Genomic DNA, 25066 nt, shown 5'->3' with positions numbered 1-25066 from the left:
TGATCAAGATGTCAATCCTACTATGAAATTCATCCCGCTGGCAATTCTGCTGTTTTTTTTTACCGCCCATTCCGCAAATGCTCAATCCTCGTCCTCTGATAATGCCTGGACACAGGAAGAACTAAACAATGCGAATACGGCTAAAGATGTTCCTTATTTAAGCAATGAAGAAAAGGAAATTGTCTTTTACATGAATATCGCCCGTACCGATGGAACCCGGTTTTTCAATACCTATTTCCAGGACTTTGTAAACAGCTATAATGTAGATATGCAGAAATATAGTAATTACGATGAGTTAAAAGTAAACCGTAAGGACAAGTACTACCGGGGGCTGGAACAAGACCTTAGAAATATCAACCGGCTTCCTCTTTTTAGTCCTGATGAAACACTCACTTTTGTAGCGCAGCAACATGCAAAGGACTTAAGCAGACACAATATTGCCGGTCATAATTCCAGTGATGGCAGAACAGTAAAAGACAGGATCTCAAAATATTATCCCAGAAGGGCAATGGCAGAAAACCTGGCCTTTGGTTTTTCTACAGGATTGGCCAATGTATGTATGTTATTACTGGATAAAGGCGTGCCCGACCTCGGACATCGGAAAACTATCCTGGGTACGGGATATAACCTGAGCAGAGTTGGTGTGAATATTATGACCCATCCGGGATACAGATATTGTGCGGTGATCGATTTCATCTCAGGCCCTGCCCCAGCCGCACGTTAATCAAAACCCGTAATTTCGGGAAACGATTATCTATCCCTAAATTGCCGCCATTATTGTACACCCTAATTTTATATGCGTAAGGCTTTACTCCAATTTATAGATTTTTTCTACCCTCCATTTTCTAAATGGGTGTCACTTCATACCTTCAGGTACATTGTTTCCGGCGGAACAAATACTGTTAGCGGCATTGTACTGTATTTTTTAATTTACAATTATGTTTTGCACCAGCACGACATGATCTTACCTTTCCGCCCGGGAATGATCACCGCCCCGGTAGCTACGCTGGTCATTGAAGCCCCGCTCACCTTTATTATAGGTTTTACCCTCAATAAATACCTTGTATTTACAAAATCAGAATTAAAAGGAAGGATTCAGATGTTCCGTTATGGTATCGTAGTAGCCACCAATCTTTTTCTGAACTATGCATTGATTAAACTCATGGTAGAAACCTTCAATTTTTATCCTACCATCTCTAAATTCATTACGACCATTATGCTGGCCTTAGCCAGTTATTTTATCCAGACGCACTTCTCTTTCAAGATAAAAAAGTAAATCACCCGAAAGTAAAAGGGAACCTATATCCTTGATAAATGATGAAGACAGTCTTACCTTAGACTAATATTAAATAACGATCAAATGAGCGATTTTAATGACTTTAACAACCCGGAGGTAGCTAAGTTACCCAAGCATCTAAGACAGTTTATTGTAGATCAGAACTATAGTAAATATACTCCTGTAGACCAGGCGGTATGGCGTTATGTAATGCGCCAGAATTACAGCTACCTGAAAGATGTTGCTTATTACCCCTACATCAAAGGATTACAGCGCGCGGGTTTAAGCATTGAATATATACCAGATCTGCAAACGATGAACGATAACCTGGGCAAACTGGGTTGGGGTGCCGTTACTGTAGACGGATTTATTCCTCCCGCAGCTTTTATGGAATACCAGGCCTACCGCGTATTGGTTATTGCTGCAGATATCCGTCAGATCAATCATATCGAATATACTCCAGCTCCTGATATTATTCATGAATCTGCAGGGCACGCACCTATTATTGCTGATCCTGACTATAACAGTTACCTGAGTTATATTGGTTCAATTGGCGCTAAAGCGATGTTTTCTGCTAAAGATTTTGAATTGTACGAAGCTATCCGGGCCCTATCTATTTTAAAAGAGGCCGTAGAAGTTCCTGAATATGAAATAGCCAAAGCCGAAGAAACCCTGAAACAGATCTCAGATAATATGGGTGATCCATCAGAAATGGCTTTATTGAGCCGTCTGCATTGGTGGACCGTAGAATATGGCTTGATTGGAAGCCTCGATGATCCTAAGATTTATGGCGCAGGGCTCCTTTCTTCTATAGGCGAAAGTTCTTCCTGTATGATGGATCATGTAAAAAAGATCCCCTATACCATTGATACGATCAATACGCCTTATGATATCACAAAAACCCAACCACAGCTTTTTGTAACAGAGACCTTTCAAAACCTGATCGACGTACTGGAACAATATGCAGACACCATGGCCTTTAGAAAAGGAGGAGCTGAAAGTGTGATCAAAGCAATCAATTCCCACAATCCGGCAACTGCTGTTTACAGCTCAGGCTTGCAGGTAACAGGTGTATTCAGTGATATGGGTCTTGATCAGTCTGATGTATTGACCTTTATTAAAACAAGTGGCCCTTCGGCTTTGGCTATAACTGGTCAGCAGCTGGAAGGACATGGTAAGTTTTATCATAAAGACGGTTTTTCATCTCCGGTAGGTAAACTAAAAAACAATCCTGTTCCACTGGAAGATTTCAGCAATGAAGAATTGCAGGCGAATGCTCTTAAAGTAGAAAAAACTGCCGAATTGATTTTTGAGAGCGGTATACAGGTAAAAGGCCTGGTAAAGAAAATTCTCAAACACAATCATAAAATTATCCTGATCGTATTTGAGAATTGTACCGTTAAAGAAAACAATGGGAATATACTTTTTCAGCCTGAATGGGGTACTTATGATATGGCTGTCGGGGAAAAGATCGTCTCTGTATTTAATGGGGCTGCTGATAAAGATGCTTACGAAGAAATTACCCATGTCAGTGAAAAACAGACTGAAAAAATAGTTTACGACGCAGCAACTGAGAAATTACACAAGATCTATAACAGTGTAAGGGTCATCAGGGAAGGCCATCATAGCCACGATCAGCTTCCTGTTTTATTTGAAAGCTTAAAAACCAGCTTCCGCCAGGACTGGCTCTGCGCACTGGAAATTCTGGAGATATTACACTATACCGCTACTTATCCCGAGCTGGAAAAAGAAGTAAGAATTTATCTGGAGATGAAGGCCTCCAATGAACCTGAACATAAAAAATTGATCAGCGACGGAATGCATGTAATTGCCAATCCTGTTACGCAGCTGATCACAGAAGAAGATTAAACATGAACATCGTATTAACAGGAGCCAGCAGCGGCGTAGGTTTTGAGGCCGCCTTGGAATTTACACTCCAAACTGAAAATAAAGTTGTGTGCATCGCCAGATCAGCGGATAAATTAAGGAAGCTGCTGGAAATTGCCAAAGGAATCAACCCGGATTGTACATTACTCCCTGTTGAATTTGATATTGTAAATGACGACTACAACGCCCTGGTTCCTTTTTTAGAGCAACGGTTGGGAACCGTCGATATCTTGATCAATAATGCAGGTACACTGATCAATAAATCCATTGCAGAAACCTCTGCAGCAGATCTGAATGAGATGTTTCAAAGTAATGTAACAGGACATTTCAATATGATTAAAAATCTATTGCCATTGATGCACAGCGGAAGCCACATCGTTAACATCGGCAGTATGGGCGGCTTTCAGGGTAGCGTCAAATTTCCTGGCCTCGCCGCTTATTCTGCAAGTAAAGGCGCATTGCATACCTTAACAGAATGTCTGGCCTTTGAATTGGCAGAAACAGGAATTAAAGTGAACTGCCTGGCTTTAGGATCTGCACAAACAGAAATGCTGGAAAAAGCATTTCCCGGATATCAATCACCTGTAATGGCTTTTGAAATGGGAAAATATATCGCCGACTTCGCACGCACGGGACATAAATTTTTTAATGGTAAGATCATTCCCGTAGCTGTAACTACTCCCTAAAAGAATAATAATAGACAAAAATATTAACGGGACATTTGTCCCGTTGAATAATATTTTGATATCTTAGGCCACTAGATGAAAAAAGGCCTGCTGATATTTTGCTTCATTACCCTTTTTGCCAGTACAGGCAAATCGCAAACGAATGCTGTCAAATATCAGGAATTACTGCAAAAGTTAAGTGCAAATCTGGCCCCTCAAAACCCGGCCGGACAGTTGATCACTTTTGCCAAAACACTGATCGGTATTCCCTATCATTATGCCTGTAACAATCCTTCAGTCGGCTTCGATTGTTCAGGATTTGTAAGTTATGTATTTCATAATTTCGGATTTAAGGTTCCGCGCTCATCCACCGAATTTAATGAAACAGGTACGCCTGTAAAATTAGAAAATGCAAAAATTGGTGATATACTGATCTTTACCGGCACCAATCCAAGGAAACGGGTAGTAGGCCATGTGGGTATTATTACCAATATTGACGGAGATACGATTCAATTTATCCATTCTACCTCTGGCAAAGAACATGGCGTTACCATAACCACGCTCAACGACTATTACCGCAGCCGCTTAATGCGGACGGTAAGTATCATCTAACTTTCCAGCAATACAACCTTTAAAGCATTCATACAATCGCCCTGTCTGAGCATTTCCTTCGCCAGTTCATGTAGTTCCCGCTGTCTGTTTATCGCATCACCTATCGTTGCATCCATTACTTCTTTTACAGAAGGCAGGTGTCGCACCAGATCAATTTCTTCTTCTGCAGGGATTTTTTCAATATTCCCAAGCATCCCCAAATCATTACCAGTCAACACATAAGAGTTTCTTACTCCCCGTGGAAGTGCATCTACCCCTATGCCCAGTGTAGTTAGCGGTTTGGCTACCTTAAACAAATTTTCAGGAGTCACCCTGCAATACCAGTCGCCACCCAAACGGGCTACCAGGTCTATTTTTACCTGGTCAATCTTTCCTTCCTCATCCAGAATAGCTTCGTTGATATGGATCCGCTTAATTTCTGCCAGCACCAGGTTCCCGGCACCAGGCTTGTCGCCCATGTGGATTACCTGGGTAACCACACATTCCATTTGTACTGGTGCTTCCGCAACCCGGGGCGGCTTCACCAATTCTGAAGGGAGCATGGTAAAACCCGCCTTTTCAAATTCATTGATCCCCTTTGCATAATCTGTACTGCTCAGGCTCACCTGCTGCACCATATCATAGTTCACGATATTGATGACACACTCCTTTACTTCCAGAATGTTCTCTATCGTGTGTTTACTTGTATTATCGCGCACCCTCCTGGAAGGAGAAAAAACACATACCGGAGGGTTGGTACTAAACAGGTTGAAAAAGCTGAAAGGGCTTAAATTTACATTCCCTGCCTGGTCGATGGTAGTAGCCAGACAGATAGGCCGGGGCGCAATTGCATAATGCAGATAATTTTGCAATTGCGCTGGGCTCAAATCTGAAACGTTGATCGTCAGCATTATTTTTTAAGCGCTAATATTGAAAAATCAGTATCGGCTTTTTTTATCGTGTTACTTAAGCGACCAAGGCCTGTAATATCCATTTCTATCACATCCCCATCCTGTAACCATTGTGGCTGGAAAGCCGGATCATTCAACAATCCCGTTCCGTTGAGCTCCAGGAAACATCCTGTGCCTACTGTTCCGGAGCCGATCACATCACCGGGTAATATATCAGCCCCATAGGCACAACGCTCTACAATTTCTGCAAAGGTCCAGTCCATATCAGCCATATTTCCTGCCGAAACCTGCTTTCCATTTACAGAACAACTCATAGTCAGGCGATAAGAATTACCGATATGCCCCTCTTTTGCAGGGATTTTATATTCTTCCAGTTCATCAGGAGTAACCAGCCACGGGCCTATCACCGTAGAAAAATCTTTTCCTTTAGCAGGCCCAAGATTCAATAACATTTCCTCCATTTGAAGGGTCCTGGCACTCATATCGTTCATGATCATATATCCGGCAATATAACTGTCGGCCTCGGCAGCAGTAATATTCCTTCCTTTTTTACCGATCACAATTGCCACTTCCAACTCAAAATCAAGCTTCTGGAAATGATCTGGCATACATTCAATTTCTCCGGGACCCTGGATAGCATTATGATTGGTAAAATAAAAAATAGGATACTGATCAAATTCAGCTATCATTTCCAGCTTTCGGTTTTTACGTGCAGAAGCAACATGCTGACGAAAGGCATATCCATCGCGACAGGAAGCAGGGTGTGGTACAGGAGCAATAACTTCATAAAACGCTTCTTCCTTAGGTTCAATAGCACCCGATTTGATCTGGGCATCTATAACTAAAGCACGCTCCATCAGTACTTCTGAATCTTGTAAAAAAGCATTCATCTCATTCGGCAGCAGCTTGTCGCAGGAATTTAAATTGTAAATATGTCCGTTGACGAAAACCCCCAGGTGTTCCCTGTCTTCTGTTTTGTAGGATACTAGTTTCATATGTCAATTATATTTGGTGATATAAGTTCTGTTAAAGCTGTCAAAGCTAGAAATTAAAATGATTTAATAAAACCACAGTGGAATGTAGGGCATAATTTTGAATTGTGGTTATTTAATTCTTAATTTTGCTTTAGCGAAAATGACAAAGAGCATATTAAAATATCAGGACCGTATTGCAAGCCAAGTTTTGGCTTCGTTCAGGTATGCTATGCTTTCCAAGCTCATCTTTGCACAATATTCCATTTAAGCTTTCTCTAAAGCAACCGTAGATTAAACGTTCTCACGTTTTCTATCGAACATTCCTTTTCTAACCAATAACACCTATAGATATGCCTATTTATCATACCTTGGGTACCATTCCGCCTAAAAGGCACACTGTTTTCCGAAAACCAAACGGAGAATTGTACGCAGAGGAATTGGTATCTACAGAAGGATTCTCAAGCTTGTATTCGCTTGTTTATCACTGTCACCCCCCAACCATTGTCAAATCGCTTGGCGAACCTTACTCGGTAGAACCAAAGATCGCCAGGGAAAAACATCTCAAGCATACTTCCCTTATTGGGTTTAACATTGCCCCCGAAGATGATTATCTGAAAAGCAGAAAGCCTGTTTTAGTGAACAGCGACCTGCACATTTCCCTTGCCGCACCAAGGAAATCCATGACGGATTACTTTTACAAAAACAGCCAGGCAGATGAAGTTATCTTTGTCCATCAGGGCTCCGGCACGTTAAAAACAGGATTTGGCAAGATTCGTTTTGCCTACGGCGATTACCTGGTAGTGCCCCGGGGAACCATTTACCAGCTGGAATTTGACGATGAGCAGAACCGCCTGTTTATTGTAGAAAGCTTTAGCCCTATCCGTTCCCCAAAACGCTACAGAAACGAGTATGGCCAGCTCATGGAACATTCTCCCTATTGTGAGCGGGATATCAGAAGGCCTGCCGATCTGGAAACGATAGACCAGGCAGGAGATTTTAAAATACTCATTAAAAAACAAGGATTGATCTATCCTTATACCTATGGTACACATCCTTTTGATTTTGTAGGTTGGGATGGTTTCCATTATCCATGGGCTTTTTCTATCCATGATTTTGAGCCGATTACCGGCAGGCTTCATCAGCCACCCCCTGTACACCAGACATTTGAAGGACACAACTTTGTGATCTGCTCATTTGTACCCAGAAAATTTGACTATCACCCCTTAGCCATTCCGGCTCCCTACAACCACAGTAATGTAGACAGTGATGAAGTTTTGTATTACGTAGACGGCGACTTTATGAGCCGCAAAAATGTAGTTAAAGGCCAGATTACCCTCCATCCGGGAGGAATCCCTCATGGCCCGCATCCCGGGATGGTAGAAAAATCAATCGGTAAAGAAAAAACAGAAGAACTGGCTGTGATGATAGATCCTTTTCGCCCGCTGATGCTCACAGAAGATGCAGTCAGAATTGAGGACGAAAACTACCATAAAAGCTGGCAAATCGACCTTGAATAATATAACTATCTATTATAAAAATATTAATAAAAAAACAAAACATGCAAACACAATTCGTAGAACAGGAAACTCCAGTATTTGACTTTCTTCCATTAAACGGAACAGACCACGTTGAATTATACGTAGGAAATGCCAAACAATCGGCACATTTTTATAAAACCGCTTTTGGCTTCAACACAGTAGCCTACGCAGGACCAGAAACCGGTTTAAGGGACAGAGCTTCTTATGTGTTGCAGCAGGGTAAGATCAGGCTCGTATTAACTACTCCCCTGAAATCGGAAAGCCCTATCATGGATCATATCAAAAAACATGGTGACGGTGTTAAAATATTGGCATTATGGGTTGATGATGCCTATAAATCATATGAAGAGACGATTAAACGCGGTGCAAAATCTTATCAGGAACCTAAAACATTAACGGATGAATTTGGAGAAGTCCGCACAGCAGGCATCTATACTTACGGAGAGACCATACATTTATTTGTAGAGCGCAAGAACTACACCGGGGCATTTATGCCAGGTTATGCAGCTGTTGAAGGAGGTTATCAGCCGGCAAGTACAGGCCTGTTATATATCGACCACTGCGTGGGAAATGTAGGATGGAACAGAATGGATGATGCCGTAAACTGGTATGAAGAAGTAATGGGCTTCAAAAACATCCTTTCTTTTGATGATAAACAAATCAACACAGAATACTCAGCTTTAATGAGTAAAGTGATGAGCAATAAAAACGGATATGTTAAATTCCCTATTAACGAACCGGCAGAAGGCAAAAAGAAATCACAGATAGAAGAATACCTGGAATTTTATGAAGGCGAAGGCGTACAGCACATCGCGGTAGCTACCCATGATATTATTACAACCGTAAGGGATATGAAAGCCAGGGGTGTAGAATTTCTGAGCCCTCCTCCCAGAGCCTATTATGAAACATTACTGGAACGGGTAGGAAAAATAGATGAAGATATTGCACCGTTGCAGGAACTTGGAATTTTGGTAGATTATGATGAAGAAGGCTACTTGCTACAAATCTTCACCAAGCCAGTTCAGGATCGCCCTACTTTATTTTTTGAGATCATCCAGCGTAAAGGTGCACAGTCATTTGGTGCAGGAAATTTCAAAGCCTTGTTTGAATCGTTGGAACGTGAACAGGAGCTAAGAGGTAATTTATAACTGATAACAACATGAATCAGCCAGCCCCTAAAAGGCTGGCTTTTTTTATTCTTCAGCCTGCAAACGGAACCTGCGACAGCTTACAAGGTGATGAACAATGAAAAAATTTGAGTACTTTCGGTGATCAACGGCAATCAGAGAGGCATGTCCAGTAATTTCACCAGAAGAATCAAGTTATTTGCAACGCATCTCCGGGCTGCATTTACATTGTTTCAAAAGAACGACCCGCTGCGTCTGGCCGGCGCAACTGCATTTTTCGCCAATTTCGCTTTACCTCCTATATTATTGATCCTGATCAGGTTATTTGGTTTTTTTATCGACCGGAAAATGTTGGTCAACAGAATATTTGAACGGCTCTCCAGCGTACTGGATGAGAGCAGTACCAAACAGATCAGGCAAACACTAAGGAATATCAGGGGAATCGATCACAAATGGTACGCTACCATCCTCAGTTTTATCTTTTTCCTTTTTGTGGCGACTACCTTATTTAGTGTGGTTAAAAACTCTATGGACCAGATCTGGTCTATTGGAATGAAAGAAGATGCCACTTTTATGTTTAAATTAAAGGTAAGGGCAAGGGCAATGGTAATTATTTTACTGGCGGGTATCCTGTTCGCTGTAGGTTTGCTTACTGACAGCATACAGGCATATATTGGCACGTTTATAAACAATGCTTCACCCACCATCGGCAGGGTGTTCCTGATGATCCTGAATCAGGTCTTGTTTATTACTATTGTTACCATTTGGTTTAGCGCACTATTCAAGTACCTGACCAGTGGAAGGCCAACCTGGAAATCTTCTATGAGAGGTGGTTTGTTAACAGGTATGCTCTTTACCCTTGGTAAATACATTCTTCGTATCGCGTTGCCTTTGAGTAATATTGGTAATATTTACGGCGCATCCGGATCAATTGTACTGATCATGCTGTTTGTATTTTACTCTTCTTTTATATTTTATTTTGGATCCTGCTTTATAAAAGTGCTGAGCGATGCCAAAGAAACTCCTATACGCCCCATTAAAGGAGCATTCAATTATGAAATCAAAGAGGTTCTAAAAAACAATTAACTTAAATCCTGCAGGGAAGTTCGTTCAAACCCATGCATTTCAAATACAGCCAGCTTATTCAGCAGGTTATAGTGAAGTGTACCAAAAAAGTTGATAATACCTTCGTTGTTTTTAGCTTCGATGCAAATGCTTTCTTTAGACAACTGGGGGTGTTGTAAAAATTGGTCAGTCAGCACATCTTCGTCCTTAATTTTAATGTCAGCAATATCAATAGCATATTGTCTCATTAATGCGATAAAGCTATTTCCGTTTAATAATAATTCTTTAATACTCATAATGGTTAGGGGTTTAGTAAGGACAATTATGCCAGCAAATCCAGAGCCAAATACTTCTGAAAAATGCATCATTTCAATACCTTGATCATTCACAAATTCATACGCTATTGCTAAATCCTTAAACCTAAAATATAGTGATTTTAATCTGACAATTTCCTGACTTTAAGCTTACTGTAATAACGTCATTACAAAATGCGCAAAAAGCAAAAAAGGAAAATCTGGCAAAAAAAAATCCCCGGTTCTTCGCTAAAAGTACCGGGGATCTTTAGGGTTCAGGATGTTTAGAAAATCCTGTAGGCCAAACCTAAGGTAAACAGGTCTAACCTTCTGTCATCATAACCATCTTTACCAATTTTGGAAATTCCGGCTTCATATCTTAAATCAATTCCCAATCTGCCAATGTCCAGACCTGTTCCAAATTGCCATGCAATTGCCTGGTTTTTGAAATCACCGTGAAAAACTTCAGAAGTAGCATTGCCAAAAGATTGTTTATTATCCAGGACAAAAGATACTACAGGACCAGTATTAAATCTAATACCTACTCCTGCCGCACCGATCTTTGTACCAATCAGTAAAGGCACATCCAGACTTGTAAATTTCACTTTGTCCTTTACTCCGTCATTACTCTCTAATGTTGTGTTTTTACCTGCAAGGTAAACCTCCGGCTGAAAATATATTCCGGCTGCTCCTACCCTTGCATATAAACCGCCGTAGTAACCCGAACGGTTATCACTGCTTAACGTATTGTCGCTGGTTAATTTAGAAAGGTTTGTTCCTCCCTTAATACCAAACTGAAAGCTCGGTAGCACCTGACTAAAGGCGGCTACATTTAAGCAAATAAATAAAGCTGATAGTATTACTTTTTTCATGATTGATTGATTTTTGGTTTTATTCGTGTCGTGTAAAATTAGGATTATTTTTATTGCAAACTAAATTACATGCCTTAATATTTATTAACCCATAATTCATAGATTTGTTTGAATTGCTCAATAACCTGCAGGTACCAAATTGTCAAATGGATTTCTCCTTTAACGTCTACGCGCTTACTTTAATATTTTTCGGAAGCATTACACTCTTACTTTCTCTCTACATTTTAAACAATGAAACCGGCACAGTAAAATGGGTAGGTGTCATGTTATTATCCAATTCTATCTGGGCTGTAGCCTACGGACTTGAACTGGGCAGTACTACGCTTGAACAGATGAAATTTCTGATCAATATTGAATATGTGGGTATAGTTTCCCTACCTGTAAACTGGTTTATATTTTGTATCAATCTGGCAGGAAAGGAAAAGTGGATTAAGAATACAGGAAATAAACTGCTGATTTCTATAGTACCAGTCATCACACTTTTATTGGTATGGACCAATGACCTTCATCATTTGCATTACCACAGCCTCAGTGTTGATACCAGTGGAAACTTCCCTGTCCTTAAGATAGTTCGTGGTGTCTCTTACTACCTTTTTACTACTTATTTCTATATCCTGCTTTGCATTGGAAACTTTCTGCTGATCAAAAAATTCAGCAAATCTGATGCGGTTTACCGTAAACAAAACAGGATCATCATTACCGGCGCACTCCTTCCATGGGTAGCTAACTTCTGTTATTTACTGGGATTAAGGCCAATAGCTAATGTAGATGCCACCCCTTTTGCTTTCCTGATCTCTTCCACCCTGGTATTCATTGCCATTTACAGGTTTGAGCTTTTTGACACATTACCCATAGCGAGGGAAAAAGTGCTGGAGCTGATGCAGGACGGGTTCATTGTACTCGACCATCAAAATAAAATCATTGATTACAATCCGGCATTTAAAAAATATACCTGTGCACGCCAGTCGGGCGAGATTGTTGGGAAAAACATCAAAGAAATACTACCAGGACAACATGAATTGATCCAATTCCTCGACCTGCACCAATCTGGTAAAATTGAGCTGATCGTTGAAACAACAGATGGAACGTTTGATCTGGAGGCAGACGTTAGCATTTTGAATGAAAATAAGCTGAACCGAAATGTAACCATCATTAAATTTCAGGATTTGACCAACCTAAGGCAAGAGGCTTTAAAATCAAAACAACAGGCGGAAGAACTGCAAAAGCTGAACCAGCTTAAAGACAGGATATTTTCCATTATGGCACATGACCTGAGAGGTCCCCTGCTCAATCTTGCCGAGGTATTGAAAATGACCTCAGATGACACCATCAGCGCTGAAGAATTTAAAATTCTATCCCCGAACCTCACAAAAGATATCTCCTATACTACAGATCTGCTGGAAAACATCTTACATTGGTCGCGAAGCCAGCTAAAAGGTTATGGCATAAACAGGGATTACTTTGACCTGGAAAAATTGATCCTGTCGGAGATAAACTATCATTTAAAATCCGCCAACAGCAAAAAAATAGAAATCATCGAGGATATTTCCGTAGAGATCATAGCTTTCGCAGATCTGCTGATGATGCAAATGGTAATCCGGAACCTGATCTCCAATGCCATCAAATTTTGTCATATCGATTGTTTCATTAAAATCACCGCTTCCTATATAGATAAAGATTATGTAGGTGTGAGCATCAGAGATAATGGTGTAGGCATCGCTCAGAAAAATATACAAAGAATATTTAACGGCGAAAACGTTTCCAGCAGGGGAACACAGAATGAAAAAGGAACCGGCATTGGCCTGATGGTGTGCTGGGATTTTATGGCAAGAAACGATGGTGTTATTACCATAAAAAGTGAAGAAGGCAAGGGCACGCTGTTTAACCTGAAAATACCCCGTCATTCTATATAAAAAAAGCCCCAAAAGGGGCTTTCATTCTTATCTTTTTAACAACAACTAGTGACCAGTTGCTTCGTTAATGATCTGTTGCTCTTTAAGCGCATCAACATTATTTTTATTACCGAAATTGCTGGTTTTGTCAGCAAAGTATTCCAGAATACCCACAATAGTATCCAGGTTATCTGCTACCCTCTGGTGCATGTCAGGTAAATCTTTTTCCAGTCTTTTATCGCTCAATTCAATATTATCAACTTCAATTTTTCCTATTTTTTGAATAATTGCCGTTTGTGAGTGTTGTAAGTCTTCTAATTCCCTTACAATCTTCTCCATCAGTTCAAACTTCTTTAAAGTATCCATATCGTTATTTTTTAAATTCCTCGTTAGTGTATAGGTCAAAGCAACCAATTACCCTGCCAGTATTTTTTATCTTAAGAATCAGAGACGGCTCACCTCAAGAAAAAAAATAAAAATTAGGATTAATCGGATATAACTAATACCTTAGTTATATCCGATTAATCCTTTATGAAAAAGCTAATTTATCTTCTTCTCATTCTAAGCTGCAGCCTTACAGCACTTGCCCAATCCAATGTTATTCCCGATCAGGAAAAGTTGCTGGAATTCTATCAAACCCAGCACTACACAGAAGCAGCGGCCTATTTGCAAACAATTTACAGCAGTGAAACGACAAATCCAAAAGAAATGGCCCAGCTGGCTTATACCAATATGATGGCAGGAAATCTGCCCCTTGCTGAAAGCTATTATCTTAAACTTTACCAGGCACAGCCAAACAGCTTATCAGTATTATTTAGCCTTGCCGGCATTAGTCACCGCCGAGGTGATGACGACAAGGCCAAATCCTATTATCAGGAGATCATTAAAACAGACAGCATGAATTTTAATGTCTATAAACAGCTCGCTTCCATGGTACCAAATCCTGCTGATCCTGAAAAAATATTTTACCTGAAAAAGGCCAATAGTATCAACCCCACAAATCCAGATATTGCCTTTGACCTGGCAAACGGTCTTAATTTGTCCAAGAAAAATGATTCTGCCTATGTGGTATTACAGCCGGCCCTAACAGCCGACAGCACAAATATCCTGCTGCTGAAAGCTAAACTTCCTATTTGTATCGCTTTGCAAAAATTAGACGAGGCGCTGGTTACGGGCGAAAAATTATTAGCTGCAGGCGACAGTTCCACTTATGTTTTAAACAATATGGGCAAAGCTTATCTGGCCACCAAACAATATGAAAAGTCACTCCGGTTTTTTAAAATCATTGAGGGAATGGGAGATCAGAATGAATCCACACTTTATTATACAGCAGTATGCTATCGTGAATTAAAGGATTATCCAAATGCTGCAGATTATTTCAAACAATCAATAAAGGAAGCTATTTCTCCTTATGTGTCTAAGTATTATAAAGATCTTGGAGAAATATATGAAAAGACCACACAGATAGCCAATGCTGATCGCTCCTACCAAAAAAGCCTGGAATTTGAAAATAACGGAGAGGTGTACTATAACCTGGGCCTGCTCAATGAATTTAAGCTGAACCATAAAAAAACCGCGACTTTGTATTACAAAAAGTTTCTGCAAAGCAAGCCTGACACAGGAAAATACAAAGAAGTTATTGTCTATGTCAAAGACAGGATTATTTCCCTTCAGAAATAACCATTTGGTTATTTCTGAAGTAACCTTGCTACATATTTACCAATAATATCAAATTCAAGATTTACCATATCCCCAACATTCACTTCCTGAAGATTAGTATGTTCAAAAGTATAAGGAATAATAAAAACTGAAAATTCATCCTCAGCAGAATTTACTACGGTAAGGCTGATTCCATTTACACAGGCAGAACCTTTTTCAACGGTTACATTCCCTTTACTGCCATCGTATTTAAAGCGGTATTCCCAGCTACCATCCAGTTCCTCTCTTTTCACACATACCGCTGTCTGGTCTACATGGCCCTGCACGATATGCCCGTCAAGTCTGCCATTCATCTGCATACAACGCTCCAGATTAACCAATTTACCTTCTCCTAAATGCTGCAGATTAGATTTCTCCAATGTCTCCTGGATAGCCGTTACAGTATGTGTAGTATCAGTTAGGGCTACTACGGTTAAACAAACGCCGTTATGCGCCACACTCTGATCAATTTTTAATTCATTACTTAAAGAAGATTCAATAGTGAAATGAAGATTGGTGCCTTCTTCTATTACACTCTTAACCGTTCCAAATGTTTCTATAATTCCTGTAAACATAATTCTAATGATAATTTTTCCGGTTTTTAAGCCAGTTATTGGATTCTTCTGCTGGCGGAACTGCCAGGACAGCGTTATTTTTTTTCTTCAGGTGATTTAAAGCAACAATTGCCGCAATCAGCGCCTCTTCTTCATTTCCATTCTCCCGTTCTTCCGGATTAAAGTATTTACTCACAAAATGAGTATTGAAATTTCCCGAGATAAAGGCCTCATGTTCCATCACAAACTTACCAAAGTTCAAGGTAGTTTGAATGCCTGTAATGTCATATTCTGCAATGGCACGCAGCATTCTAGCAATTGCTTCTGTACGGCTGGCACCATAAGTAATCAGCTTGGCAATCATCGGATCATAATAAACAGGGATCTCCATCCCCTCTTCAAAACCGTCATCTACCCTTACCCCGTTTCCTTTTGGTGTGCGGTAAGTTTTTAAAACGCCTATGTCAGGAAGAAAGTTATGCTGCGGATCTTCTGCATACACCCTTAATTCTATCGCGTGCCCGTTAATTTTCAAATCTTCCTGGCTAAAGCTCAATGCTTCGCCACTGGCAATTTTAATTTGTTCTTTTACCAGGTCAAGACCGGTGATCAGTTCCGTTACCGGATGTTCAACCTGTAAACGGGTATTCATCTCCAGGAAAAAGAAATCCAGGTTTTCATCCAAAATAAATTCTACGGTACCAGCTCCTGTGTAGTTTACAGACCTGGCTACATCAACAGCACATTTACCCATTTTTTCCCTGATCTCAGGACTTAAAATGCTGGAAGGGGCTTCCTCAATTACTTTTTGATGCCTCCGCTGTATGGAACATTCACGTTCAAAAAGATGAACAATATTTCCATGATTATCACCCAGCACCTGTATTTCAATGTGCCTTGGAGAAGAAACATAACGTTCAATAAATACGGCACCATCGCCAAATGCAGACAGGGCTTCACTTACCGCCAGTTGCATCTGTTCTTCAAAGACCGAAATATCGTCTACCACCCGCATTCCCTTGCCACCACCGCCTGCCGCGGCTTTAATCAGGATCGGGAAGCCGACTTCTGCAGCCCTGCGTTTTGCTTCAGAAATATCGGTAATTGCTTCTTCCGTTCCGGGTACCATAGGAATCTGATATTTCAAAGCCGCTGCCTTTGCAGACAATTTATTGCCCATAATTGCCATTGCTTCTGGTGTAGGACCAATCAGGATCAGACCAGCATCTTTTACCAGCTGAGCAAAAACCGGGTTTTCTGACAGGAAGCCATAACCAGGATGAATAGCATCTGCGCCGGTAGCGCGACAGGCTTCGATGATTTTCTCTCCCACCAGATAAGACTGATTAGCCGGTGCAGGACCGATAAAGATAGCCTCATCTGCATAACGTACATGAAGCGCCTCTCTGTCGGCCTCCGAAAATACAGCTACCGTCAATATTCCCATCTCCTTTGCCGAACGCATGATCCGCAAGGCGATTTCCCCTCTGTTTGCAACTAAGATTTTGTTCATTTGATGAAATTAGGAATTTTTTACCGGTTTCAATTCCCTGATTGTAGTCAGTGCCTGCTGAATCATTTCATCTGTAATATTCAAATGGGTAACAAACCTAACGGTATCCGGCCCGGTAGTACCGCACAAAATCCCTTGTTCGTTAAGGCTGTGAACTATTGACGCTGCTGTAAAACCCGCTGCAACTTTAAAGATTACTATATTTGTTTCCACCGGCATAACCGATGTTACATACGCCACTTCCTCAAGTGCCGCGGCCAGTTGTTGTGCATGTGCATGATCTTCTGAAAGTCTTACTACGTGATGGTCCAGGGCATAAATTCCCGCAGCAGCAAGAAATCCAGCCTGCCTCATCCCACCGCCAAAAGCCTTACGGATTTTCCTTGCTTTATGAATCGTTTCACTAGAACCTAATAAAACAGATCCAACAGGAGCACCCAGTCCTTTAGAAAGACACACTGAGATGCCATCAAAATACTGGCCGTAGTTTCCGGGAAGATCGCCGGTAGCAGTTAATGCATTAAATATTCTTGCGCCGTCAAGGTGTAATTTTAATCCTTTGCTTTTACACAATTCATAAATAGGTGCTATTTGTTCCAGCGTATAACAGGCACCCCCACCCTTGTTAACTGTATTTTCCAGTACCACCAGACTTGAGTTGGGATAATGGATATTATCTTCATTGATCTCGGGTGCGATGAGCTCCGGCCTCAGTATTCCTCTGGGGCCGTTAAGCAGCCTTACAGATGCCTGTGAATGAAAGGCAATTCCGCCGCCCTCATAACGGTAAACATGTGCTGTTTGGTCACAGATCACTTCATCCATCGGCTGGGTAAAACATTTGATGGCAATCTGATTGGTCATCGTTCCCGAAGGGCAGAACAAGCCAGCCTCCATATTAAACAGACCGGAAAGCTTGGTTTCCAGTGCGGTTACGGTTTCATCTTCTCCATATACATCGTCGCCAACTTTTGCGGCCATCATGGCGGTCAGCATTCCTTCCGTAGGCAGGGTTACGGTATCACTTCTAAAATCTGTTTTTACTTGCATATGCGTTATAACGAAAGAATACAAATATTACATTTTTCTCTATTCTTTTTCGATAAGAGGCGAAATTATTACAATTGCCATATTATATTCTTTAATACCTAGATATGAGCATTTTAAAAGCCAACTGTTTGGTAATACTAAAGAATATAATGACATTTAGCCATTCTGTCAAAATATAAAAATTTGGAATTTAAAATAACTAATGTAATTTTAGCTTAGTGTTAGTTTGACAATATGCCAAATAAAACCACTTAAACAACTAAAAACCTGTCATTTAGCATTAAAATACGAATTTAACACCAGCCGTATTTTAGCCCAAAACAGTAAATAATTACCCGGCTGAACAATTAAAAAGAAAAAAACCAGATAAGAACGAGTAGTCAATGATGAAAAAAAAATCAACTTGATTGCCTGTTATTCATAATGATAAAAAAGAAAATCAAATTATAAACGAATGAAAAAAAACAATTTGAAAGTCTCAGGAATATTTACTTTTACCCAAATAAAAACAAATTAAGATGATAGTTATTGCAGATGGTGGTTCAACCAAAACCAATTGGTGTTTAATTAATGAAGCTGGAAGAAAAATTCATTTTAACACCGAAGGTTACAATCCGTATTTTTCAGATACAGACTATATCGTTGGATCTTTAAAGAAATCATTACCAGATCATTTAGAGGCTGATAAACTAACAGGAGTGTATTATTATGGCGCCGGATGTTCTACAGATGCTAAGAAAAAAATCGTAGCAGATGCAATGGCACAGGTTTTCGTTAATGCAGAGATCCATATTGGTCACGATTTACTGGCTTCCTGCAGGGCGCTTTTAGGCGATGAGCCCGGATTTGCTGCTATATTAGGAACAGGTACAAACTCTTGTCTGTATGACGGAAGCGATATCTCTTTAAATATTGACTCTTTGGGTTATTTTCTGGGTGACGAGGGTAGCGGTTGTTTTATTGGCAAACGCATCCTGAGCGACTACATGAAAGGTTATATGCCAAAAGGACTCAGAGAGAGTTTTTATGATAATTTCGCATTGACTAACGAAGATATTTTTGATAACATTTACAACAAACCACTGCCAAATCGTTTTTGTGCAGGCTTTAGTAAATTCTTATACGATTTCAAAGACACCTATGAAGATTATACTTTCTCCGTTGTAGAATATGCATTCACAGCATTCTTTGAAAACCTGGTGATCCACTATCCGAACTATAAAGAATATACACTGAACTGTGTAGGTTCTGTAGGATATAGCTTCAGGGACATTTTAAGCATCGTAGCAGACAGATATGAAATGGGTGTAGGAAAGATCATCCGCTCACCTATAGACGACCTGGTTGACTACCATATGCAGGCTACAAAAAAGATTAGCTAAAAATCATCCTATAAAAAATCCCGGAACCTGATAAAGGTCCGGGATTTTTCTATTTAAAAGCAAAAAGAAAGAGCCCCTTAAAAGGTAATCTCTTTCCCAAATAATTTACCGTATTTCCGTTTGTCAAATCGGTATAGCGTAGCCGCCCTGAATGAAACTCCTTTTTGTTTTTCGTTCAAATCTTTCAGCACATTAAAGCTTAACATTTTTTTTCTGAAATTTCTTTTGTCCAGTTTTTTACCTAGGATCACTTCGTACACATTCTGTAATTGAGTGAGCGTAAATTTTTCCGGCAGCAGTTCAAAAGCAATGGGCTGATGCTTGATCCTCCTCTTGATTTTCTCCAATCCCTGACTAAAAATCTTCTGGTGGTCAAAGGCCAGTTTTGGTAATTCTTTTACGTTAATCCAGTAGGCCTGTTTGGCATAAGTGCTCACAGGTTTTAAGGCTTTATCGCCCCCCAGCCTCAGCATAGCGTAATAAGCAACGGATATGATCCGTCCCTGAGGGTGGCGCCCAATATCACCAAAAGTGTGAAATTGTTCCATATAAACATTGTCAAGCCCCGTCAGTTCGTGCAAAATGCGCGAGGCTGACTGATCCAGACTTTCATTTTCGATCACCAGATTTCCAGGGAGCGCCCACCAATCTTTAAAGGGTTCTTCGTTCCTTTCAATTAGCAGAACTTTAAGCTCTCCTTCATCAAATCCGAACAAAATACAATCAATGGAAAAGGTAGAATTGAACTGCGGTAAGACTTCTATCACAACATTAAATTATTAAAAACAAAAGCAAATTAATATACTTGTTTGCTATTTACATAAAAAAAATCAAAATAAATTACTTAGTGTAACTTTTACACGTTATATTCGTTCAATTTAAAGATGAGACCAAATATCAAAAATATAGCTGTGTTAACATCTGGTGGCGATGCTCCAGGAATGAACGCATGCATAAGAGCAGTTGTACGTACCGGCATATACAATGGTATAAATATGTTTGGAGTTTTGCAAGGTTATCAGGGCTTAATAACAAATAATATTATTCCTATGACCGCGCGTTCGGTGAGCAATATTATCCACTTGGGTGGAACTATACTTAAAACGGCACGTTGTTTAGAGTTTAAGACAGACGAAGGTATGGATCTTGCCTTTGAAAACCTGAAGTTGCACCATATCGATGCCCTGGTGGTAATTGGAGGAGATGGAACTTTTACAGGTGCACGCCGTTTTGCAGAAAGACACCAGATCAGCGTAATTGGCGTTCCAGGTACAATTGACAATGACTTATACGGTTCTGATTTCACTTTAGGTTATGATACGGCAATCAATACCGTTATTGAAGCCATAGATAAGATCAGGGATACAGCAGATTCACATGACAGGTTATTCTTTGTTGAAGTGATGGGCCGTGATTCGGGATGTATTGCCTTAAGAAGCGCAATTGCATGTGGTGCCGAAGCCGTACTGCTCCCTGAAAAACCAACCAGCATTGATGAACTGATCAAACAGCTGGAAGCAGGGGCATCAACAAAAAAATCCTCGAGCATAGTAATTGTTTCCGAAGGCCACAAACAAGGCGGCGCTTATGACATTGCTAAAAGCGTTAAGGAGAAATTTGACCACTACGATACCAAGGTGACTATTTTAGGGCACTTACAACGCGGAGGAAGCCCCAGTAGTTTCGACAGGATCCTGGGTAGCCGTTTAGGTTACGCAGCGGTAAATGAATTGCTGAAAGGCAGCACTAAACAAATGGTTGGGCTAAGAGGAAATGAGATCCAGCTAACCAGCCTGGATGAAGCCTTAAGTCAGCATACTTTTAAATTAGAGAGTGATCTCTTAGAAATGACACACGTTTTATCCATATAATATGATAGCGGTAGTATACAGCGGTACGAAAACAGCACTTTGGAAAATAGCTAAAGATGGTAAAACTATAGCTGAATGCAGTATGCCCGGTATCAACCCCTGCTTTGTTGATCAAAAAACATTACTACAGCAATTAAACAAAAAAAACATCTTAATCAATCATGCAGAGCAGATTAAGAAAATACATGTTTTTGCTGCAGGTGCTACTTCAGCAGAAAGAAGAGAAGAACTGGCGCAATCCTTGTCCCTGTTCTTTAAGTTTAGTAAGATCACCGTTCAGGATGATCTCCATGGTGCAGCCATAGCTGCCTGTTATAACAAAAGCGGCATTGTAGGCATTTTAGGCAGCGGCGCCAATTGTGCTTATTTTAACGGCAACAATGCAGAAAGAAACAACTTTGGCCTGGGTTATATCCTGGGTGATGAAGGTTCTGCAAATTACCTGGGCAAGCTGATCCTGAAACATTTTCTTCAGGAAAAGTTACCTTCCAATCTGATCAAAAAATTCGCTACAAAATATGATCTGGACAGATCGGAAATACTGGAAAGGGTATATAAAAAAACAATGGCCCAGCAGTTTCTGAGTTCTTTTCTTGAATTCTACATTGAAAACAAAGATCATGAGTATATTCAACAATTGGTTGACAATGCTTTTCAACGTTATGTCGATATTTACATGCTGCCAACTATTAAATTGCACCCTGAAAAGGAAGTTCATTTTGTAGGTATTGTGGCAGGGAACTTTCAGGAACGTTTACGCCTGGTGGCACAAAGAAATGGTTTTGAAATAAATACGATTACCAAAGAACCAATATATAATTTACTTAATTACTATTCAAATTAATAATAATATAATGACAAAAATTGGAATAAACGGTTTCGGCCGTATCGGCAGATTAGTTTTTAGAGCTGCTTTAAAAAGAGGTTTAGATATCGTTGCTATCAATGACCTTGTTGAGCCGGATTACATGGCTTATATGTTAAAATATGACTCTACTCATGGTCGTTTTGATGGAACGATCGAAGTAGTTGACGGACATCTTGTTGTTAACGGAAAAACTATCCGCATCACTGCTGAAAGAGATCCGGCAAATTTAAAATGGAATGAAGTAGGTGTAGAAACTGTAATTGAGTCAACTGGTTTATTCCTTACTCAGGCAGACGCTGAAAAACATATTACAGCAGGTGCTAAAAGAGTAGTTCTTTCTGCTCCGGCTAAAGATGATTCTATCCCTACTTATGTAATGGGTGTAAATCATGATCAATTAACAGCAGATCAAACTGTTGTTTCCAATGCATCTTGTACTACGAACTGCCTTGCACCGATTGCAAAGGTATTAAATGATAACTGGGGTATTGCTGAAGGTTTAATGAGTACTGTACACGCGGTTACTGCTACGCAGAAAACTGTTGATGGTCCTTCTCATAAAGACTGGAGAGGTGGCCGTGGTGGTTTCTCTAACATCATCCCTTCTGCTACTGGTGCTGCTAAAGCGGTAACTAAAGTTATCCCTGCCCTTAAAGGCAAATTAACAGGTATGGCTTTCCGCGTACCGGTTTCTGATGTATCAGTTGTTGATTTAACTGTACGTTTAGAAAGACCTGCTACTTACCAACAGATCAAAGACGCAATGAAAGCTGCTTCTGAAGGTGAATTAAAAGGTGTTTTAGGTTACACTGAAGATGAAGTTGTTTCTTCTGACTTTATCGGTGATGACCACGCATCTATTTTTGATGCCAATGCAGGTATTGCATTGAATGATAACTTCGTAAAAGTGGTTTCATGGTATGATAACGAGTGGGGCTATTCTTCAGCTTTAGCTAAATTCGTTGAATACTACGGAAACTTAAAGTAAAACCCGTTCATACAGGTTTATATTTGGTTAGAATAGGGATGTGTCTGGATGGAACATCCCTTTCTTTTTGACCAAATTTTTATACTTGTTTTAAGACAATCGCGCCCAGGGGTACGATATTAATAGTTATCGAATATTCCCTGCCATTCGCCCCTATTTTCTCTGGTGAGAAAACCTGTGGATTTAAGATGCCGCTGCCAAAGAACTCACTCGCATCACTGTTAAAGATTTCTTTCCAGTTGCTTTTGATAGGCAGGCCCATCCTGTAATTTTCCCGGTATACCGGTGTCATGTTTAAGATCACAATCAGTGTATCGCTGGCTTTATGACCCTTACGGATATAGGCAAAGATGGAATGATCGGTATCATCTGCACTTAGCCATTCAAATCCTTCCGGAGAAAAGCTAAAATCATATAAAGCAGGTTCCGTACGGTATAATGTATTCAGTGCTTTCACATATCTCTGCATTCCTTTATGTGAAGGATATTGCAGCAAGTCCCAATCGAGCGATCTTGTAAAGTTCCATTCCCCGTTTTGCGCAAACTCATTACCCATAAAAAGGAGTTTTGTTCCCGGCTGCGTAAACATATAAGCATATAATAAACGCAGGTTAGCATGTTTGCGCCACTCATCTCCCGGCATTTTATAGATCATGGACGATTTGCCATGCACTACCTCGTCATGAGAAAAAGGAAGCATGAAATTTTCCGTAAAAGCGTAGGTAATACTAAAAGTAAGCTGGTGGTGAATAAACTTACGGCCTATAGGATCGGTCTTGAAATACTTTAACGTATCGTTCATCCAGCCCATCATCCATTTCATTCCAAAACCCAGGCCGCCATCGGCTACCGGATGAGTAACCCCCGGATAGGTACTGCTTTCTTCCGCAATAGTTTGTACGCCTTTGAAATTGGTATAGATCGAATCGTTCAGGTCTTTCAGGAATTGTATAGCCCCCAGGTTTTCAGACCCTCCATATTCATTGGTAGCTGCATCCCCTGCTTTTCTGGAGAAATCATAGTATAACATAGAAGCTACCGCATCCACCCGCAAGCCATCTGCATGGAACTGATCCAGCCAGTACATCGCATTACTAATCAGGAAAGATCTTACTTCATTCCTGTCATAGTTAAAAATATAAGACTTCCAGTCGGGATGGAACCCCTTCCGCATATCCGCATGTTCATACAAATGTGTTCCATCAAATTTATATAAGCCATGTGCATCGCCCGGAAAATGAGAGGGTACCCAATCCAGGATCACCGCAATATCATGCTGATGAAACTGTTCTACCAGGTACATCAATTCCTGAGGTGTGCCATGTCTGGAACTGGCAGCAAAATATCCCGTGATCTGATAACCCCAGGATGGAAAATATGGATATTCCATGATCGGCATCAGCTCTACATGGGTAAAACCCATTTCCACAACATATGGCACCAGACTATTGGCAATTTCTTTATACGTAAGGATACGGTCGGGCTCTGAAGGATCTCTCTGCCAGGAACCCAGGTGTACTTCATAAACTGACATCGGCTGATTCAGTGCCGTTAACTGCGGGCGTTTCTTTATCCAGCTCTTATCTTTCCACGAGTAATCGGTATCCCAAACGATAGAGGCCGTCTGCGGCGGATGTTCCCAACGTGTAGCAAAAGGATCTCCTTTCTCAATCACAGCACCGTCAAATCCGATGATAAAATATTTATAGACAGTTCCTTTTCCTACAGCAGGGATAAACCCTTCCCAGATACCAGATTCATCCAGTCTTTTATATAAACGGTGGCTGGTCTTATGCCACTGGTTAAAATCACCCGTCACATATAAATCCTGTGCATTGGGTGCCCAGACAGAAAAATAGGTTCCGGCCGTTTGGTTCAATTCTATTAAATGCGCACCCATTTTTTCATACAAACGAAAGTGCTTGCCTGAAATAAATAAGGCTATATCAAAGTCTGTCAACAGACTGTAGATCCATACCGGGGCATCTGTACGCTCAGCAATACTATTCTTAACGGGAGTGCCCTGTTTTGATTTGGCCATTATTAAAGGG

General features: G+C 40.5%; 24 protein-coding genes. 14 read left to right on the top strand and 10 right to left on the bottom strand.

The features are described from left to right. Positions 1 to 22: 22 nt before the first annotated feature. The 5 genes from GSQ84_RS00260 to GSQ84_RS00240 all read left to right on the top strand — a co-directional run bounded on the left by GSQ84_RS00260 (position 23) and on the right by GSQ84_RS00240 (position 4440). Positions 23 to 724, top strand: a complete 702-nt coding sequence (locus tag GSQ84_RS00260; protein ID WP_158795244.1) for a CAP domain-containing protein — start codon at positions 23 to 25, stop codon at positions 722 to 724. Between the two features lie 72 nt (positions 725 to 796). Then, positions 797 to 1276 (top strand): GtrA family protein, encoded by a 480-nt coding sequence (locus GSQ84_RS00255; RefSeq protein ID WP_158795243.1) that lies wholly within the window; start codon positions 797 to 799, stop codon positions 1274 to 1276. An 84-nt stretch (positions 1277 to 1360) separates the two neighbouring features. Then, positions 1361 to 3145, top strand: coding sequence for an aromatic amino acid hydroxylase (locus GSQ84_RS00250; protein ID WP_158795242.1), 1785 nt, complete (start codon positions 1361 to 1363; stop codon positions 3143 to 3145). 2 nt (positions 3146 to 3147) lie between these two features. After that, positions 3148 to 3849, top strand: a complete 702-nt coding sequence (locus tag GSQ84_RS00245; protein WP_158795241.1) for an SDR family oxidoreductase — start codon at positions 3148 to 3150, stop codon at positions 3847 to 3849. 75 nt (positions 3850 to 3924) lie between these two features. Continuing rightward, positions 3925 to 4440 (top strand): C40 family peptidase, encoded by a 516-nt coding sequence (locus GSQ84_RS00240; RefSeq protein ID WP_158795240.1) that lies wholly within the window; start codon positions 3925 to 3927, stop codon positions 4438 to 4440. On the opposite strand, the gene GSQ84_RS00235 is transcribed toward GSQ84_RS00240, so the two are convergent. Together GSQ84_RS00235 and GSQ84_RS00230 are read right to left on the bottom strand one after the other, a co-directional pair. Beyond that, positions 4437 to 5330: a flavin reductase family protein gene (locus GSQ84_RS00235; protein WP_158795239.1), complete on the bottom strand. Its 894-nt coding sequence runs from the start codon at positions 5328 to 5330 to the stop codon at positions 4437 to 4439. The two genes, GSQ84_RS00240 and GSQ84_RS00235, sit on opposite strands and share 4 nt — an antisense overlap. Next, positions 5330 to 6325 carry a fumarylacetoacetate hydrolase family protein gene (locus tag GSQ84_RS00230; protein WP_158795238.1) on the bottom strand — a complete coding sequence of 332 codons (996 nt, stop codon included), beginning with the start codon at positions 6323 to 6325 and terminating at the stop codon, positions 5330 to 5332. Before GSQ84_RS00230 ends, GSQ84_RS00235 begins: the two co-directional genes overlap by 1 nt. 329 nt (positions 6326 to 6654) lie before the next feature. On the opposite strand from GSQ84_RS00230, the gene GSQ84_RS00225 reads away from it, so the two are divergent. From GSQ84_RS00225 to GSQ84_RS00215, 3 genes are all read left to right on the top strand, one after another. Then, the gene (locus GSQ84_RS00225; protein WP_158795237.1) at positions 6655 to 7821 is read left to right on the top strand and encodes a homogentisate 1,2-dioxygenase; all 1167 of its coding nucleotides are present in this window, start codon (positions 6655 to 6657) and stop codon (positions 7819 to 7821) included. A 41-nt stretch (positions 7822 to 7862) separates the two neighbouring features. Continuing rightward, on the top strand, positions 7863 to 8990 hold the full coding sequence (hppD, locus tag GSQ84_RS00220) for a 4-hydroxyphenylpyruvate dioxygenase (protein ID WP_158795236.1): 1128 nt from the start codon (positions 7863 to 7865) through the stop codon (positions 8988 to 8990). Positions 8991 to 9134: 144 nt separating this feature from the next. Further along, positions 9135 to 10055, top strand: coding sequence for a YihY/virulence factor BrkB family protein (locus GSQ84_RS00215; protein ID WP_158795235.1), 921 nt, complete (start codon positions 9135 to 9137; stop codon positions 10053 to 10055). On the opposite strand, the gene GSQ84_RS00210 is transcribed toward GSQ84_RS00215, so the two are convergent. Next, positions 10052 to 10423: a hypothetical protein gene (locus GSQ84_RS00210; protein ID WP_254070751.1), complete on the bottom strand. Its 372-nt coding sequence runs from the start codon at positions 10421 to 10423 to the stop codon at positions 10052 to 10054. The two genes, GSQ84_RS00215 and GSQ84_RS00210, sit on opposite strands and share 4 nt — an antisense overlap. Positions 10424 to 10611: 188 nt before the next feature. After that, on the bottom strand, positions 10612 to 11199 hold the full coding sequence (locus tag GSQ84_RS00205) for a porin family protein (RefSeq protein ID WP_158795234.1): 588 nt from the start codon (positions 11197 to 11199) through the stop codon (positions 10612 to 10614). Between the two features lie 146 nt (positions 11200 to 11345). Here GSQ84_RS00205 and GSQ84_RS00200 point away from each other — a divergent pair, with 146 nt between their 5' ends. Next, positions 11346 to 13112 carry a histidine kinase N-terminal 7TM domain-containing protein gene (locus GSQ84_RS00200; protein WP_158795233.1) on the top strand — a complete coding sequence of 589 codons (1767 nt, stop codon included), beginning with the start codon at positions 11346 to 11348 and terminating at the stop codon, positions 13110 to 13112. Between the two features lie 45 nt (positions 13113 to 13157). On the opposite strand, the gene GSQ84_RS00195 is transcribed toward GSQ84_RS00200, so the two are convergent. Then, positions 13158 to 13457: a hypothetical protein gene (locus GSQ84_RS00195; protein WP_158795232.1), complete on the bottom strand. Its 300-nt coding sequence runs from the start codon at positions 13455 to 13457 to the stop codon at positions 13158 to 13160. Positions 13458 to 13622: 165 nt separating this feature from the next. On the opposite strand from GSQ84_RS00195, the gene GSQ84_RS00190 reads away from it, so the two are divergent. After that, positions 13623 to 14771 carry a tetratricopeptide repeat protein gene (locus tag GSQ84_RS00190; RefSeq protein WP_158795231.1) on the top strand — a complete coding sequence of 383 codons (1149 nt, stop codon included), beginning with the start codon at positions 13623 to 13625 and terminating at the stop codon, positions 14769 to 14771. 8 nt (positions 14772 to 14779) lie between these two features. Here GSQ84_RS00190 and GSQ84_RS00185 read toward each other — a convergent pair whose 3' ends face one another. The 3 genes from GSQ84_RS00185 to GSQ84_RS00175 are packed head-to-tail and all read right to left on the bottom strand — an operon-like array spanning position 14780 to position 17906. After that, a complete protein-coding gene (locus GSQ84_RS00185) occupies positions 14780 to 15364 on the bottom strand; it encodes a riboflavin synthase (RefSeq protein ID WP_158795230.1) in 585 nt (194 codons plus the stop codon). Positions 15365 to 15368: 4 nt separating this feature from the next. Continuing rightward, complete coding sequence (gene accC / locus GSQ84_RS00180; RefSeq protein ID WP_158795229.1) at positions 15369 to 16856, bottom strand: acetyl-CoA carboxylase biotin carboxylase subunit; 1488 nt, start codon at positions 16854 to 16856, stop codon at positions 15369 to 15371. Positions 16857 to 16865: 9 nt separating this feature from the next. Then, entirely contained in the window at positions 16866 to 17906 is a 1041-nt protein-coding gene (locus GSQ84_RS00175) for a low specificity L-threonine aldolase (protein WP_158795228.1), read from the bottom strand. 518 nt (positions 17907 to 18424) lie between these two features. Between GSQ84_RS00175 and GSQ84_RS00170 the strand changes: the two genes are divergently transcribed. Further along, complete coding sequence (locus GSQ84_RS00170; RefSeq protein ID WP_158795227.1) at positions 18425 to 19288, top strand: N-acetylglucosamine kinase; 864 nt, start codon at positions 18425 to 18427, stop codon at positions 19286 to 19288. A 77-nt stretch (positions 19289 to 19365) separates the two neighbouring features. Here GSQ84_RS00170 and GSQ84_RS00165 read toward each other — a convergent pair whose 3' ends face one another. Beyond that, positions 19366 to 20055 carry an NUDIX domain-containing protein gene (locus GSQ84_RS00165; RefSeq protein ID WP_158795226.1) on the bottom strand — a complete coding sequence of 230 codons (690 nt, stop codon included), beginning with the start codon at positions 20053 to 20055 and terminating at the stop codon, positions 19366 to 19368. 117 nt (positions 20056 to 20172) lie between these two features. On the opposite strand from GSQ84_RS00165, the gene pfkA reads away from it, so the two are divergent. From pfkA to gap, 3 genes are read left to right on the top strand one after another with little or no spacing between them, the layout of a single operon-like run. Continuing rightward, positions 20173 to 21159 (top strand): 6-phosphofructokinase, encoded by a 987-nt coding sequence (gene pfkA / locus GSQ84_RS00160; RefSeq protein ID WP_158795225.1) that lies wholly within the window; start codon positions 20173 to 20175, stop codon positions 21157 to 21159. 1 nt (position 21160) lies between these two features. Further along, positions 21161 to 22003 (top strand): hypothetical protein, encoded by an 843-nt coding sequence (locus GSQ84_RS00155; RefSeq protein WP_158795224.1) that lies wholly within the window; start codon positions 21161 to 21163, stop codon positions 22001 to 22003. A 10-nt stretch (positions 22004 to 22013) separates the two neighbouring features. Continuing rightward, positions 22014 to 23015, top strand: a complete 1002-nt coding sequence (gap, locus tag GSQ84_RS00150; protein WP_158795223.1) for a type I glyceraldehyde-3-phosphate dehydrogenase — start codon at positions 22014 to 22016, stop codon at positions 23013 to 23015. A 79-nt stretch (positions 23016 to 23094) separates the two neighbouring features. On the opposite strand, the gene glgB is transcribed toward gap, so the two are convergent. Beyond that, positions 23095 to 25056, bottom strand: a complete 1962-nt coding sequence (glgB, locus tag GSQ84_RS00145; RefSeq protein WP_158795222.1) for a 1,4-alpha-glucan branching protein GlgB — start codon at positions 25054 to 25056, stop codon at positions 23095 to 23097. Positions 25057 to 25066 lie beyond the last annotated feature (10 nt).

This window comes from Pedobacter sp. L105, assembly GCF_009765875.1.
Classification (GTDB): domain Bacteria; phylum Bacteroidota; class Bacteroidia; order Sphingobacteriales; family Sphingobacteriaceae; genus Pedobacter.
Note: the sequence above shows the minus strand (reverse complement) of the source record. Positions and strands in the feature narration are given on the sequence as shown.